Source organism: Pseudomonas sp. TE9122, from assembly GCF_056278925.1.
Map to the genome: position 1 here is coordinate 4,735,145 of NZ_JBWBQI010000001.1, position 14,527 is coordinate 4,749,671.

At 58.5% G+C, this 14,527-nt stretch carries 16 protein-coding genes; 6 read left to right on the forward strand and 10 right to left on the reverse strand.

Annotated elements, in window-relative coordinates; genetic code table 11:
* Window positions 1–3: 3 nt before the first annotated feature.
* From ACZ9BE_RS21335 to ACZ9BE_RS21355, 5 genes are all read left to right on the forward strand, one after another.
* Window positions 4–702, forward strand: a complete 699-nt coding sequence (locus tag ACZ9BE_RS21335) for a PspA/IM30 family protein (RefSeq protein WP_041477670.1) — start codon at window positions 4–6, stop codon at window positions 700–702.
* Between the two features lie 210 nt (window positions 703–912).
* A complete protein-coding gene (locus tag ACZ9BE_RS21340; RefSeq protein ID WP_217852902.1) occupies window positions 913–1,563 on the forward strand; it encodes a DUF2491 family protein in 651 nt (216 codons plus the stop codon).
* Between the two features lie 15 nt (window positions 1,564–1,578).
* On the forward strand, window positions 1,579–2,004 hold the full coding sequence (locus ACZ9BE_RS21345) for a DUF350 domain-containing protein (protein WP_016772952.1): 426 nt from the start codon (window positions 1,579–1,581) through the stop codon (window positions 2,002–2,004).
* Between the two features lie 18 nt (window positions 2,005–2,022).
* Entirely contained in the window at window positions 2,023–2,721 is a 699-nt protein-coding gene (locus tag ACZ9BE_RS21350) for a DUF1190 domain-containing protein (protein ID WP_041477668.1), read from the forward strand.
* Window position 2,722: 1 nt separating this feature from the next.
* Window positions 2,723–3,880 carry a glutathionylspermidine synthase family protein gene (locus tag ACZ9BE_RS21355; RefSeq protein WP_236169660.1) on the forward strand — a complete coding sequence of 386 codons (1,158 nt, stop codon included), beginning with the start codon at window positions 2,723–2,725 and terminating at the stop codon, window positions 3,878–3,880.
* A 198-nt stretch (window positions 3,881–4,078) separates the two neighbouring features.
* Here the strand turns inward: ACZ9BE_RS21355 and ACZ9BE_RS21360 are convergent, their stop codons facing one another.
* Both ACZ9BE_RS21360 and ACZ9BE_RS21365 read right to left on the reverse strand, forming a co-directional pair.
* On the reverse strand, window positions 4,079–4,600 hold the full coding sequence (locus ACZ9BE_RS21360; protein ID WP_041477666.1) for a single-stranded DNA-binding protein: 522 nt from the start codon (window positions 4,598–4,600) through the stop codon (window positions 4,079–4,081).
* Between the two features lie 9 nt (window positions 4,601–4,609).
* Window positions 4,610–6,007 (reverse strand): MFS transporter, encoded by a 1,398-nt coding sequence (locus ACZ9BE_RS21365; protein WP_041477665.1) that lies wholly within the window; start codon window positions 6,005–6,007, stop codon window positions 4,610–4,612.
* 191 nt (window positions 6,008–6,198) lie between these two features.
* On the opposite strand from ACZ9BE_RS21365, the gene uvrA reads away from it, so the two are divergent.
* On the forward strand, window positions 6,199–9,033 hold the full coding sequence (gene uvrA, locus ACZ9BE_RS21370) for an excinuclease ABC subunit UvrA (protein ID WP_039761937.1): 2,835 nt from the start codon (window positions 6,199–6,201) through the stop codon (window positions 9,031–9,033).
* Window positions 9,034–9,098: 65 nt separating this feature from the next.
* Here the strand turns inward: uvrA and bfr are convergent, their stop codons facing one another.
* From bfr to rpmJ, 8 genes are all read right to left on the reverse strand, one after another.
* Window positions 9,099–9,566: a bacterioferritin gene (gene bfr, locus ACZ9BE_RS21375; protein WP_016772947.1), complete on the reverse strand. Its 468-nt coding sequence runs from the start codon at window positions 9,564–9,566 to the stop codon at window positions 9,099–9,101.
* A gap of 149 nt (window positions 9,567–9,715) precedes the next feature.
* The gene (locus tag ACZ9BE_RS21380; protein ID WP_476249920.1) at window positions 9,716–11,170 is read right to left on the reverse strand and encodes a catalase; all 1,455 of its coding nucleotides are present in this window, start codon (window positions 11,168–11,170) and stop codon (window positions 9,716–9,718) included.
* A 239-nt stretch (window positions 11,171–11,409) separates the two neighbouring features.
* A complete protein-coding gene (gene rplQ, locus ACZ9BE_RS21385) occupies window positions 11,410–11,796 on the reverse strand; it encodes a 50S ribosomal protein L17 (protein ID WP_003176402.1) in 387 nt (128 codons plus the stop codon).
* A gap of 42 nt (window positions 11,797–11,838) precedes the next feature.
* Window positions 11,839–12,840, reverse strand: coding sequence for a DNA-directed RNA polymerase subunit alpha (locus ACZ9BE_RS21390; protein WP_016772946.1), 1,002 nt, complete (start codon window positions 12,838–12,840; stop codon window positions 11,839–11,841).
* A gap of 22 nt (window positions 12,841–12,862) precedes the next feature.
* Window positions 12,863–13,483 carry a 30S ribosomal protein S4 gene (gene rpsD / locus ACZ9BE_RS21395; protein ID WP_003176404.1) on the reverse strand — a complete coding sequence of 207 codons (621 nt, stop codon included), beginning with the start codon at window positions 13,481–13,483 and terminating at the stop codon, window positions 12,863–12,865.
* 18 nt (window positions 13,484–13,501) lie between these two features.
* Window positions 13,502–13,891, reverse strand: a complete 390-nt coding sequence (rpsK, locus tag ACZ9BE_RS21400; RefSeq protein WP_002555466.1) for a 30S ribosomal protein S11 — start codon at window positions 13,889–13,891, stop codon at window positions 13,502–13,504.
* Between the two features lie 30 nt (window positions 13,892–13,921).
* Window positions 13,922–14,278, reverse strand: coding sequence for a 30S ribosomal protein S13 (rpsM, locus tag ACZ9BE_RS21405; RefSeq protein ID WP_003186020.1), 357 nt, complete (start codon window positions 14,276–14,278; stop codon window positions 13,922–13,924).
* Window positions 14,279–14,408: 130 nt separating this feature from the next.
* The gene (gene rpmJ, locus ACZ9BE_RS21410; protein ID WP_002555468.1) at window positions 14,409–14,525 is read right to left on the reverse strand and encodes a 50S ribosomal protein L36; all 117 of its coding nucleotides are present in this window, start codon (window positions 14,523–14,525) and stop codon (window positions 14,409–14,411) included.
* Window positions 14,526–14,527 lie beyond the last annotated feature (2 nt).

Here is a 14,527-nt window from a genome sequence, read left to right on the forward strand (position 1 = left end):
CCAATGACTCAGTCCATCTGGAGCAAGTTGTTCACCGCACTGCGCGGCGGCGCCAATGAAGTCGGCGAAGCCATCGCCGACCAGCAGGCCCTGCGCATCCTCGATCAGGAAATCCGCGACGCGGACACCGCGCTGTCCAATGCCCGCCGCGAACTGGTAACGATCATGGCCAAGCACAAACTGGCCGCCGACCGCGTCAGCGAATACGACGCCAAGATCAAGGACCTCGAAGCCAAGGCTGTGGCCGCGTTGAATGCCGGCCGTGAAGACCTGGCGCTGGAAGTGGCCGAAGCGATTTCGACCCTGACCAACGACCTCGCTGCCGAGAAGAAACTCAGCGATGAATTCGGCGCCTACGCCGACAACATGCGCAAAGACATCAGCAAAGCCGAATCGCGGATCAAGAGCCTGCGCCAGCAAGTGGACATGGCCAAGGCCCGCGATAGCGTGCAGAAAGCCCAGGTCAGCGCCTCGATTGCCAGCGGCGGCGCCAACGGCAAACTGGAAACCGCGGTCGGCACCCTGAACCGCCTGCAAGCCAAGCAGCAGCAACGCGCTGCCGAGCTGAGCGCAGCGGACGAACTGGCCGACGCCTCTACCGGCAACGACCTGGAACGCAAACTGCGCGACGCCGGCATCACGCCGAACGAAGGCAGCGCCAATGCGATCCTTGAGCGCCTGAAGCAGAAGTCCGCGCAGTAATGACTGAACGGTAACTTGTGGGAGCGAGCCTGCTCGCGAAAGCGTCGTGACAGTCAAATAATCGAGTGACTGACACAACCCATTCGCGAGCAGGCTCGCTCCCACATGGTTTTGCGGCGTAATTGCCCCTGCTCGTTCACCGCTTCGCCCGTTACACTACCGCCACTTTTTCACCCCCGAACACCTCCACCCGCTTCAAGGAACGTACCCATGGGATGGTTTAAAGACTTGCTCGGCACCAGCAATTGGCAGACCGCTGCGCCAACGACCACCGCCGCCAGCGGCCCACTGGGCATGGCTCAAGGCAAAGGCGTGCGCTTCGACACGACCCTGGCGTTGCTGCTGGAAGGCTCGACGTCGGTGCGGGTGCCATTCGATCAAGCGGTGTGGAGCGCCGGCTGGGTCGATCTCGGCCAGTCCAATAAATTGCACCGCTATTACATGAACGACGAGGATTTCTGGGTGCAGATCCACGTCACCGGCGATGATCAGGTCGAGTCGGTCACCCTGTTCAATTACCTCAGCTACGTGACGGTCAACAGTGACGCCGAACTGCAGCGTCTGGCCGGCCCGAACAGCCTGATCGGTCTGCCGACCTACAACCACGACGGTGTTGAATACACCCGCGAATGGGGCACCGAACTGCAGCAGACTGAACTGGTGCCAATGACCGAACACGTGGTCAATCCGGACGAGTCCTACACCATCAAGCACCACGCCATGCTGTATGCCCGCGACACCGGTCTGACCGATCGCCGCGAACTGCTGCTGTTCTCCGTCGAACAGGACGAAGAAGGCACCGTCAGCCTGAGCACCTCGCTGGGCATCTCGCTGTACACGACTGATTTGAGCGCCATCTAAAAAAGGAAGTTTTTCATGCTGGAAGTCTTGGCCGTTTCTCTGAACAAAACCGCGCTGGTCGGTTTTGTCGTCTACCTGATCGGCGCCGTGTTGCTGTTCATGCTGTTTCAATTCGTCTACACGCGCATCACCGCGCACAAGGAATTCGAGCTGATCCGCGCCGGCAACACTGCCGCCGCCATTGCCCTGTCCGGGGCGATCATCGGTTTCGCCATTCCGGCGAGCAACGTGATCGCCTACTCGGTCAACGTGCTCGACTTTGTCCTCTGGGCGGTCATCGCCGCCGTCGTGCAATTGCTGGCGTTTGTCGCTACCGGGCTGGTGCTCAAGGGCACTTCCCAGCGCATCGCCAACGGCGAAGTCGCCGCCGGCATCTATGTGGCTGCCGTGGCGATCAGCGTCGGCATGCTCAATGCCGCGTGCATGACCCCGTCCCACTGACCGGCAGGAAGCCTCTCGATGAAACGCAGCAAATACGTGCAATTGTCCCTCGCCGCATCGGTGGCGATGGCGATTTCCGGTGAAGCAGCGGCGCTGGATCAGCCGCGCAACTTCCAGAGCGTTGAACAGTGTGTCGACGCCGAATTGGCCGCCGATCTCTGCTCCAGCGCCTACGTCGCCGCCCTGAACGAACACCGGCGCATCGCCCCGGCCTACACCGACAAGGCCAAGTGCGACGCAGACTTCGCCGCTGGCTGGTGTCAGAAAAATTCCGATGGCCGTTTCGTGCCGAAACTCGGCGGCTTCAAAGTGCCGGGCAATGCCGAGACGCCGCAAGATCTAGATGCCATCGCCAATTCGCAAATGCCGGCGGGAGACACCACCAGCAGCAGTGCCAGCCACGGCGGCTCGCACTATTCCGGTGGCTCAGGTGGCGGCGGCAATGGCTGGCTGACCGGCTGGCTGATCGGCAACGCAATGAGCAACAACGCCGAACGCACCGTTTACCGTGATCGCGAAACGCGCCAGCCGTACAACACCTCAACGCAGTACCGCCGAGCTGACACAACCTCGCGCAGCCAGTCGGATTACGAGAGCAGCAAGAGCAAACCGGTGAACGTTGCGTCGTCGACTTCGCGCGGCGGCTTCGGCAGCCAGTCCAGCGCCCGCAGCGGTTGGGGTGGCTGGGGCAGCAGTTCCGGACGCTCGAGCAGCTGACATGAAAAAGATCCACTGCGCCGAGCGCCCCGACTGGAAACACACCGCTGAAAGCCTCGGTTTCCTGTTCCACACCATCGACGACGAACCGTACTGGGACGAAAGCGCCTACTACCAGTTCAGCCTCGCGCAGATCGAAAACGATCTGGAAGACCCGACTACCGAACTGCACGAGATGTGTATGGATCTGGTGGATCGCGTCGTCAACAGCGAGGAGTTGCTCGATCGACTGAGTATCCCGGCGGCGTACTACGACATGATCCGCACCTCCTGGCGCGAGGGTCATCCGCATCTGTACGGTCGCATGGACTTTTCCTACAGCGGCAACGGGCCGGCGAAACTGCTGGAGCTCAACTACGACACGCCGACCAGCCTCTATGAGGCGGCGGCGTTTCAATGGGGCTGGCTGGAACAGTGCATCGAGCGTGGCACGCTGCCGCCACATGCTGACCAGTTCAACAGCATCGACACCAAGCTGCATCAGGCCTTCGCCGAGTTGCAGTTGAAGCGGCCGTTCTACTTTGCGTCGATGAAGGATTCGGTCGAGGACAAAGGCACCACCGATTACCTGCGGCTGATCGCGGAAAAGGTCGGCATCGAATCACGCCACATCGATATCGAAGACATTGGCCTGACGGCTGAAGGTCGTTTCGTCGATCTGCAGGATCGCTGGATCCCGCACCTGTTCAAGCTGCACGCCTGGGAATTCATCTTCCACGAGCCGTTCGGCGCAGCGATCGCCGAATGCGATACGCAGTTTTTCGAACCGGCGTGGAAGGCGATTCTGTCGAACAAAGGTGCCCTGCCGCTGCTGTGGGAATTGCACAAGGGACATCCGAATCTGCTCGCTGCGCACCTTGATCCGAATCCGCAGAGTGCGGTGCCGAAGGGCTGGGTGCGCAAGCCGTACTTTTCCCGCGAAGGTGCCAACATCGAACTGCAAACAGTGGAAGGTCTGATCGTCAAAGAGGACGGGCCTTACACCGATGCGCCATTCATCCTGCAGGAGTTCGCACCGCTGCCGAAGTTTGGCGACAGCTACACGCTGATTGGCTCGTGGGTGATTGGCGATGAGGCAGCGGGGATTGGTGTGCGTGAAGACAATAGTCTGATCACCAAGGATTCAAGTCGATTTTTGCCGCACCTGATCCTCGACTGAAACAATTCCTCATGTAGGAGCTGACGAGTGCAACGAGGCTGCGATCTTTTGATCTTCAGAAGCAACGTCAAAAGATCGCAGCCTCGTTGCACTCGTCAGCTCCTACAGGTGATAAGGGTCGCGCTGAAATAGCCTCACAAAAAAGGCCCGTCGTTTAAGCGGCGGGCCTTTTTCATTCAAGACGGTTACAGCGGCAAATCAGAACGGAATATCGTCATCGAAGCTGTCGAAATCCGGAGCCGGTTGCGGTGCGGCCTGCTGCGGTGCTTGCGGAGCCGAACGCTGCTGTGGAGCCGACTGCTGCGGGCGCGGTGCCTGCTGACGTGGCGCCTGCTGCTGGTAGTTGTTGCCGCCGCCTTGCTGGTCGCCCTGTTGTGGACGGCCGCCGAGCAGTTGCATGGTGCCTTGCATGTCGACCACGATTTCAGTGGTGTAACGCTTGATGCCGTCCTTTTCCCACTCGCGGGTCTGCAGCTTGCCTTCGATGTAGACCTGCGAACCCTTGCGCAGGTATTCACCGGCGATCTCGGCAACCTTGCCGAACATCGATACGCGGTGCCATTCGGTTTTCTCGACCTTCTGACCGGTCTGCTTGTCGGTCCATTGTTCGCTGGTGGCCAGACTCAGGTTGGTCACGGCATTACCGTTAGGCAGGTAGCGAACTTCGGGATCCTGGCCGCAAGTGCCGACCAATATGACTTTGTTAACCCCACGGGCCATAACGTTCTCCTAAGCGTCGCACGCAGCCCCGGCCGGGTTGTTGACCAGGCGTTCGAGGGTGGTGCGATCCACTAATTCTTTGTCCAGTTTGATGTAAACAGCCGCCTCTTCGGCGACTATCACTGCATCTGTTACCCCTACCAGGGCCTTGAGGCGCTCGACCAGACCCGCTTCGCGGATCGCTTCGGGCGACAACGGCAAGCGCAGGCTCGTCACGTAGGGAGGTTCGCGCATGGTAACAGCAAAGGCCAGCCAAAGTGCAGCCAGCGCGGCGCATCCGAGGAACACAACCGACAGACCGCCATGCTGGAACAACCAGCCGCCGAGTATCCCGCCGAGTGCCGAACCGAGGAACTGGCTGGTGGAGTACACGCCCATGGCCGTGCCCTTGCCGCCTGCCGGTGAAACCTTGCTGATCAGCGACGGCAACGATGCCTCGAGCAGATTGAACGCGGTGAAAAACACCACCGTACCGATCACCAGAGCACGCAGGCTGTCGCCGAACTGCCAGAAGAATAGTTCAGTCAGCATCAATGTCATGACGGCGCCGAGCAAAACTCGTTTCATTTTGCGTTTCTTCTCGCCGTAGATAATGAACGGGATCATGGCGAAGAACGAAATCAGCAGCGCGGTGAGGTAGACCCACCAGTGCTGTTCCTTGGGCAAACCGGCTTTTTCCACCAGTGCCAGCGGCAAGGCGACGAAGCTCGACATCAACATGGCATGTAACACAAAGATGCCCAGATCCAGGCGCAGCAGGTCCGGGTGCTTGAGCGTCGGCATCAGTGCCTGCCGGGCGACGCCGGACTCACGGTGCTGCAACGGCCCGGTGGATTGCGGCACCATGAACATGATGATCAGGATGCCGACCAGCGCCATGGCGCCAGTGGCGAGGAACAGCCCGGACAGCCCGAACGCACTGGTCAGTAACGGCCCGACCACCATGGCCACGGCGAACGACAGGCCGATGGTCATGCCGATCATCGCCATGGCTTTGGTGCGATGCTGCTCGCGGGTCAGGTCGGAAAGCAGCGCCATCACCGCTGCGGAAATCGCCCCGGCGCCCTGCAGGATTCGCCCGGCGATCACGCCCCAGATCGAATCGGCCTGGGAAGCCAGAACACTGCCGAGAGCGAACACGATCAGGCCGAGGTAGATCACCGGCCGGCGACCGATGCGGTCGGAAATGATCCCGAACGGAATCTGGAAAATTGCCTGGGTCAGACCGTAAGCGCCAATCGCCAGCCCGATCAGGGCCGGGGTCGCTCCCGCCAGATCCATGCCATAGGTCGCCAGCACCGGCAACACCATGAACATGCCAAGCATACGGAAGGCGAACACCAGGGCCAGACCGCTCGCCGCGCGGGTCTCGCTGCCACTCATGCGTTCGCTGTGGGGATCGTGCATGGAAAAACCTCGTGTGAACCGGCGGCGATTCTACCAGTCCCATCGGAAGACGGGGTATATCGCGACGCTATGACGCGTATAGATGAAACTCTCTTCATGAACGGCAAAACGCCCTTCGTTGGATAGTGTGCATCCATCCAGTATTTGCCCGTATACTCCTACGTTTTCGACGCCCGCCAAGCGAGGCCACTTTGGACAAGATCCTGATACGTGGGGCCCGTACCCACAACCTGAAGAACATCGACCTGACCCTGCCACGGGACAAACTGATCGTCATCACCGGCCTGTCCGGATCCGGCAAGTCGTCCCTGGCGTTCGACACGCTGTATGCCGAAGGTCAGCGCCGCTATGTCGAATCGCTGTCGGCCTATGCCCGGCAGTTCCTGTCGATGATGGAAAAACCCGACGTCGACACCATCGAAGGCCTGTCGCCGGCGATCTCCATCGAACAAAAGTCGACCTCGCACAACCCGCGTTCGACGGTCGGCACCATCACCGAAATCTACGACTACCTGCGCTTGCTCTATGCCCGCGTGGGTACGCCGCGTTGCCCGGATCACGACATTCCGCTGGAGGCGCAGACCGTCAGCCAGATGGTCGATCTGGTGCTGGCGCAGCCGGAAGGCAGCAAACTCATGCTGCTGGCGCCGGTGATCCGCGAACGCAAAGGCGAACACCTGTCGGTCTTCGAAGAATTGCGTGCGCAAGGTTTCGTCCGCGCTCGGGTCAACGGACGCATTTGCGAGCTCGACGAGCTGCCGAAGCTGGATAAACAGAAGAAGCATTCGATCGATGTGATCGTTGACCGCTTCAAGGTCCGCGCCGATCTGCAGCAGCGCCTCGCCGAGTCTTTCGAGACTGCGCTGAAACTCGCCGACGGCATTGCCCTGGTCGCGCCGATGGACGACGAGCCCGGCGAAGAAATGATCTTCTCCGCACGCTTCGCCTGCCCGATCTGCGGCCATGCGATCAGCGAGCTGGAACCCAAGCTGTTTTCCTTCAACAACCCGGCCGGCGCCTGCCCGACCTGTGATGGCCTGGGTGTGAAGCAGTTCTTCGACATCAAGCGTCTGGTCAATGGCGAGCTGACCCTGGCCGAGGGCGCGATCCGTGGCTGGGACCGGCGCAACGTCTATTACTTCCAGATGCTTGGCTCACTCGCCTCGCACTACAAATTCAGTCTGGACAAGCCCTTCAACGACCTGAGCGCCGAGCAGCAGAAGTTCATCCTGCATGGCAGCGGCTCGCAGAACGTCGACTTCAAATACCTGAACGACCGTGGCGACATCGTCAAACGCTCGCACCCCTTCGAGGGCATCGTGCCGAATCTTGAGCGACGCTATCGCGAAACCGAATCGGCGAGCGTGCGCGAAGAGCTGGCCAAGTTCCTCAGCCATCAGGCCTGCCCGGATTGCCGTGGCACGCGTTTGCGCCGCGAAGCCCGGCACGTCTGGGTCGGTGAGAAAACCCTGCCGGCAGTGACCAATCTGCCGATCGGCGATGCCTGTGAATACTTCGGTGCGCTGAAGATGACCGGTCGGCGTGGCGAGATCGCTGACAAGATTCTCAAGGAAATTCGCGAGCGTCTGCAGTTCCTGGTCAACGTCGGACTCGACTATCTGTCGCTGGATCGCAGCGCGGACACGCTCTCCGGTGGCGAGGCGCAACGGATTCGTCTGGCCAGCCAGATTGGCGCCGGCCTGGTCGGCGTTCTGTATATCCTCGATGAACCATCCATTGGCCTGCATCAGCGCGACAACGATCGGCTGCTCGGTACGCTCAAGCATTTGCGCGATATCGGCAACACGGTAATCGTGGTCGAGCATGATGAAGACGCGATTCGTCTGGCTGACTATGTCGTCGATATCGGCCCGGGCGCCGGTGTGCACGGCGGGCAGATCGTTGCCGAGGGCACGCCGGACGAAGTCATGGCACACCCTGACTCGCTGACCGGCAAATACCTGTCCGGCCGGGTGAAGATCGAAGTGCCGGCCAAACGCACGCCGCGCAACAAGAAGCTCAACCTGTCGCTCAAAGGTGCGCGCGGCAACAATCTGCGCAATGTCGATCTGGACATCCCGATCGGCTTGCTGACTTGCGTGACTGGCGTATCCGGTTCGGGCAAATCGACACTGATCAACAACACGCTGTTCCCGCTGAGCGCCACGGCGCTCAATGGTGCGACCACGCTGGAAGCGGCCGCACATGACAGCATCAAAGGTCTGGAACATCTCGACAAAGTCGTCGACATCGACCAGAGCCCGATCGGTCGTACGCCGCGCTCCAACCCGGCGACCTATACCGGGCTGTTCACGCCGATCCGCGAACTGTTTGCCGGCGTGCCCGAGTCGCGCTCCCGGGGTTACGGCCCGGGGCGTTTCTCGTTCAACGTCAAGGGCGGTCGCTGCGAAGCGTGCCAGGGTGATGGCCTGATCAAGGTGGAAATGCACTTCCTGCCGGACATCTACGTGCCCTGCGATGTGTGCAAGAGCAAGCGCTACAACCGCGAAACCCTTGAGATCAAATACAAGGGCAAGAGCATCCACGAAACCCTCGAAATGACCATCGAGGAAGCACGGGAATTCTTCGATGCGGTGCCGGCACTGGCGCGCAAGCTGCAAACGCTGATGGATGTCGGCCTGTCCTACATCAAGCTCGGGCAGTCGGCGACGACCCTGTCCGGCGGTGAAGCACAGCGGGTCAAGTTGTCGCGCGAGCTGTCCAAACGCGATACGGGCAAAACCCTGTATATCCTCGACGAGCCAACCACCGGCCTGCACTTCGCCGATATCCAGCAGTTACTCGATGTTCTGCATCGTCTGCGCGATCACGGCAACACCGTGGTGGTGATCGAGCATAACCTCGATGTGATCAAGACCGCTGACTGGCTGGTGGACCTCGGTCCTGAAGGCGGTTCCAAGGGCGGGCAGATCATTGCCACCGGTACGCCGGAGGAAGTTGCCGAGATGAAGCAATCTCACACCGGCCATTACCTCAAGCCGCTGCTGATCCGCGATCGGGCGTAACTGCCAGGCATGAAAAAGCCCCTGTCACCGTTGAGGTGCCAGGGGCTTTTTTGTAGCTGGTGCAATCAGGACGCGTGGGATTGCAGGTAGTTCTCGAGACCGATCAGCTTGATCAGGCCCAACTGCTTTTCCAGCCAGTAGGTGTGATCTTCTTCGGTGTCGTTGAGCTGAACCCGCAGAATTTCGCGACTGACGTAGTCCTTGTGTTGCTCGCAAAGTTCGATGCCTTTGCACAGCGCAGCGCGGACTTTGTATTCGAGGCGCAGATCAGCTTCGAGCATCGTAGGCACCGTGGTGCCGACGTCCAGATCATCCGGACGCATGCGCGGCGTGCCTTCGAGCATCAGAATCCGCCGCATCAATGCATCGGCGTGGCCGGCCTCTTCTTCCATCTCGTGGTTGATGCGCTCGTAGAGCTTGGTAAACCCCCAGTCCTCATACATCCGCGAATGAACGAAATATTGGTCACGCGCGGCCAGTTCGCCGGTCAGCAACGTATTGAGGTAATCGATTACATCTGGGTGGCCTTGCATCGCCCTACATCTCCCTTCCTGAAAGTCTGTAGTTTGAACCAACCTGACTGGAAGGTCACTCACCGCGCGCAATAAAAGCGAAGATATTCTGAGAAAAGCAGGCCAAATAACGCAAAAACCGCCCAAATGAGGGCGGTTCTGCTTCTCGTTTAGACTTCGTTAAGCTGTAGGCTAAGCAGCTTTGCGATTGCTTCTCCATACGCTGGATCGGCTTTGTAGAAATGCTGCAACTGGCGATCGACGACGTCGCTGGAAACACCCGCCATTGCGCCGGCAATGTTGCTGACCAGCAGCGCTTTTTGCTCTTCGCTCATCAAGCGGAACAAGGCACCGGCATGGCTGTAGTAGTCGGTGTCTTCGCGGTGATCATAGCGATCAGCGGCACCGCTCAAGGCCAGCGCTGGCTCAGCGTAATGTGGCGCTTGTTTCGGCGACTCAACGTAGCTGTTCGGTTCATAGTTCGGCGCCGCGCCGCCATTGCTGCCGAACGCCATGGAGCCGTCACGCTGATAAGTATTCACCGGGCTGCGCGGAGCGTTCACCGGCAATTGCTGGTGGTTGGTGCCCACACGGTAGCGGTGCGCGTCAGCGTAGGCGAATACGCGACCCTGCAGCATACGGTCCGGCGACAGACCCACGCCTGGCACCATGTTGCTCGGGCCAAACGCAGCCTGTTCAACTTCAGCGAAGTAGTTCAGCGGGTTGCGGTTCAACTCCAGCTCACCAACTTCGATCAACGGAAACTCCTTCTGCGACCAGGTCTTGGTCACGTCGAATGGGTTCTCGTAATGAGCCGCCGCTTGCGCCTCGGTCATGATCTGAATGCACACGCGCCATTTCGGGAATTCACCGCGCTCGATGGCCTCGAACAGGTCACGCTGCGCATAGTCCGGGTCGGTACCGGCCAAACGGGCGGCCTCGGCTGGTGCCAGGTTCTTGATGCCTTGCTGAGTCTTATAGTGCCACTTCACCCAGTGACGCTCGCCCTTGGCGTTGATCAGGCTGTAAGTGTGACTGCCGAAGCCATGCATATGGCGATAGCCGTCAGGGATGCCACGATCAGAAAACAGGATAGTGACCTGGTGCAGCGCCTCAGGCGAATGCGACCAGAAATCCCACATCATCTGCGCGCTTTTCAAGTTGCTTTGCGGCAGACGCTTTTGCGTGTGGATAAAGTCCGGAAACTTCAGCGGATCACGGATGAAGAACACTGGCGTGTTGTTGCCAACGATGTCCCAGTTGCCTTCCTCGGTGTAGAACTTCAAGGCGAAGCCGCGCGGATCGCGCTCGGTGTCGGCTGAACCACGCTCGCCACCTACGGTGGAAAAGCGCAGAAAGGTTGGCGTTTGTTTGCCTACCGATTCAAACAGCTTGGCACAGGTGTATTCCGTGATGTCACGGGTGACGGTGAACGTGCCGTAGGCGCCCGAGCCTTTAGCGTGGACACGGCGCTCAGGAATGTTTTCACGGTTGAAGTGCGCGAGTTTTTCGATCAGATGGAAATCGTCGAGAAGCAGCGGACCGCGTGGGCCGGCGGAACGGGAATTCTGGTTATCAGCGACTGGCGCGCCACTGGCGGTTGTAAGCGTCTTGGTCTGGCTCATGCGGTCTTCTTCCTCTGTCAGTCTTGAACTGCCGGCTAATGGGCTTGGCGGGAAGTATTGATCATCGACGTTACAGCTACAAATTCATTAACCTGCAAGCATCGATAGATAATTACTAATTATGTTTTCCCGGCACATAGTGGCAGTTCAACCATGTCAGAAACTTGTATGGACGGCGCATTTCTTACAGACACAAAAAACCGGGCACTAGGCCCGGTTTTTCGTTTCAGACTGACGTCTTACTCGGCGGATACAGCTTCGCCAGCAGTAGCACGATCAACCAACTCGACGTACGCCATAGGCGCGTTGTCGCCAGCGCGGAAACCGCACTTGAGGATGCGCAGGTAGCCACCCTCACGGGTAGCGTAACGCTTGCCCAGGTCGTTGAAGAGCTTACCAACGATAGCTTTCGAACGAGTACGGTCGAAAGCCAGACGGCGGTTAGCCAGGCTGTCTGTCTTGGCCAGAGTGATCAGCGGCTCGGCAACGCGGCGCAGTTCTTTGGCTTTTGGCAGAGTAGTTTTGATCAGCTCGTGCTCGAACAGCGACACCGCCATGTTTTGGAACATGGCCTTGCGGTGCGAGCTGGTGCGGCTCAGGTGACGACCACTTTTACGATGACGCATGGTTCATTCCTTACCAAACACTACGTTCGGTGATTACGACGATCAGGCAGTCGCCTTGTCGTCCTTCTTAAGACTTGCAGGCGGCCAGTTGTCGAGGCGCATGCCGAGGGACAGACCGCGGGAGGCCAGAACGTCCTTGATTTCAGTCAAGGATTTCTTGCCCAGGTTCGGAGTCTTCAACAGCTCTACTTCGGTACGCTGAATCAGGTCGCCGATGTAGTAGATGTTTTCCGCCTTAAGGCAGTTAGCCGAACGTACAGTCAGTTCCAGATCGTCAACCGGGCGAAGCAGGATCGGATCGATCTCGTCTTCCTGCTCGACAACCAGCGGCTCACTTTCACCTTTGAGGTCGACGAACGCAGCCAGCTGCTGTTGCAGGATGGTTGCAGCGCGACGGATAGCCTCTTCAGGATCCAGGGTACCGTTGGTTTCCAGATCAATAACCAGCTTGTCCAGGTTGGTACGCTGCTCGACACGGGCGTTTTCCACCACGTAAGCGATACGGCGAACCGGGCTGAACGAAGAGTCGAGCTGCAAGCGACCGATGCTGCGGCTTTCGTCTTCATCGCTCTGACGCGAGTCGGCTGGCTCATAACCACGACCACGAGCTACGGTGAGCTTCATGTTCAGGGCGCCGTTAGACGCCAGGTTAGCGATTACGTGATCGGGATTAACGATCTCGACATCATGATCCAGCTGAATATCGGCAGCGGTAACCACCCCCGAACCCTTCTTCGACAAGGTCAGCGTAACTTCGTCACGACCGTGCAGCTTGATGGCCAGACCTTTAAGGTTCAACAGGATTTCAATTACGTCTTCCTGTACACCTTCGATGGCGCTGTACTCGTGGAGCACACCGTCAATCTCGGCCTCGACTACTGCGCAGCCGGGCATTGAGGACAACAGGATGCGGCGCAGCGCGTTGCCCAGGGTGTGGCCAAAACCACGCTCGAGAGGCTCGAGAGTGATCTTGGCGCGGGTTGGACTGACAACCTGCACATCAATGTGGCGGGGTGTCAGGAACTCATTTACCGAAATCTGCATGGATGCACCTATTTTCTAGCCCTTACTTGGAGTAGAGCTCGACAATCAGGCTTTCGTTGATGTCGGCGGACAGATCACTGCGAGCAGGAACGTTCTTGAAAACGCCCGACTTCTTCTCAGTGTCTACTTCTACCCATTCTACGCGGCCACGTTGGGCACACAGATCGAGAGCTTGGACAATGCGAAGCTGGTTTTTTGCTTTCTCGCGAACTGCAACCACGTCACCAGCACGAACCTGATACGACGGAACGTTTACGGTCTGACCGTTAACGCTGATCGACTTGTGCGATACCAGTTGACGGGATTCGGCACGAGTCGAACCAAAGCCCATACGGTATACAACGTTGTCCAGACGGCATTCGAGCAGTTGCAGCAGGTTTTCACCGGTTGCACCTTTCTTGCCAGCAGCTTCTTTGTAGTAGCCGCTGAACTGACGCTCGAGAACGCCGTAGATACGACGGACCTTCTGCTTTTCACGCAGTTGGGTGCCGTAGTCGGACTGGCGACCGCGGCGCTGGCCGTGGATACCAGGTGCTGCTTCAATGTTGCACTTCGATTCGATCGCGCGCACGCCGCTCTTCAGGAAGAGATCGGTGCCTTCGCGACGAGCGAGTTTGCATTTTGGACCAATGTAACGAGCCATTCTTTACAATCTCCTGGATTACACGCGGCGCTTCTTCGGCGGACGGCACCCGTTGTGCGGGATTGGCGTCACGTCGGTGATGCTGGCGATCTTGTAGCCACAGCCGTTCAAAGCGCGGACTGCGGATTCACGACCTGGACCTGGACCCTTGACGTTGACGTCGAGGTTTTTCAGGCCGTATTCCAGCGCAGCTTGACCAGCACGTTCAGCAGCTACTTGAGCAGCGAACGGGGTGGACTTGCGGGAACCGCGGAAACCCGAACCACCGGAGGTAGCCCAGGAAAGAGCGTTACCTTGACGGTCGGTAATGGTCACGATGGTGTTGTTAAAAGATGCATGGATGTGGGCGATGCCATCAACCACTGTCTTTTTAACTTTTTTACGAGGACGAGCAGCAGGTTTTGCCATGATTAAATTCCTGTCGATTCGCTGGGGCGATTACTTGCGGATCGGCTTACGCGGACCTTTACGGGTACGCGCGTTGGTCTTGGTACGCTGACCGCGTACTGGCAGACCACGACGATGACGCAGACCGCGATAGCAACCGAGGTCCATCAAGCGCTTGATTTTCATGTTGATTTCGCGACGCAGGTCACCTTCAGTGGTGAACTTCGCCACTTCGCCACGCAGCTGTTCAATTTGCTCGTCGCTCAGATCTTTGATCTTTGCTGCTGGGTTTACCCCAGTCACTGCACAGATCTTCTGCGCAGTAGTGCGACCAACACCATAGATGTAGGTCAGCGAGATAACAGTATGCTTGTTATCTGGAATGTTAACGCCTGCAATACGGGCCATTCAGTGGGACTCCAATTGACAGCTACCTACGCCCCGGAAGCCAAGAAATAGGGCGCGAGATAATATCGCTGTAATAACAAATAATCAACCCGGTAGCGCACTAGCTACCGGGCTTGAAGCACAATCACACTCAGCCTTGGCGCTGTTTGTGACGCGGTTCCGCGCTGCAAATTACTCGAACAACACCTTCGCGGCGAATAATCTTGCAGTTACGGCACAGCTTTTTCACCGATGCACGAACTTTCATCA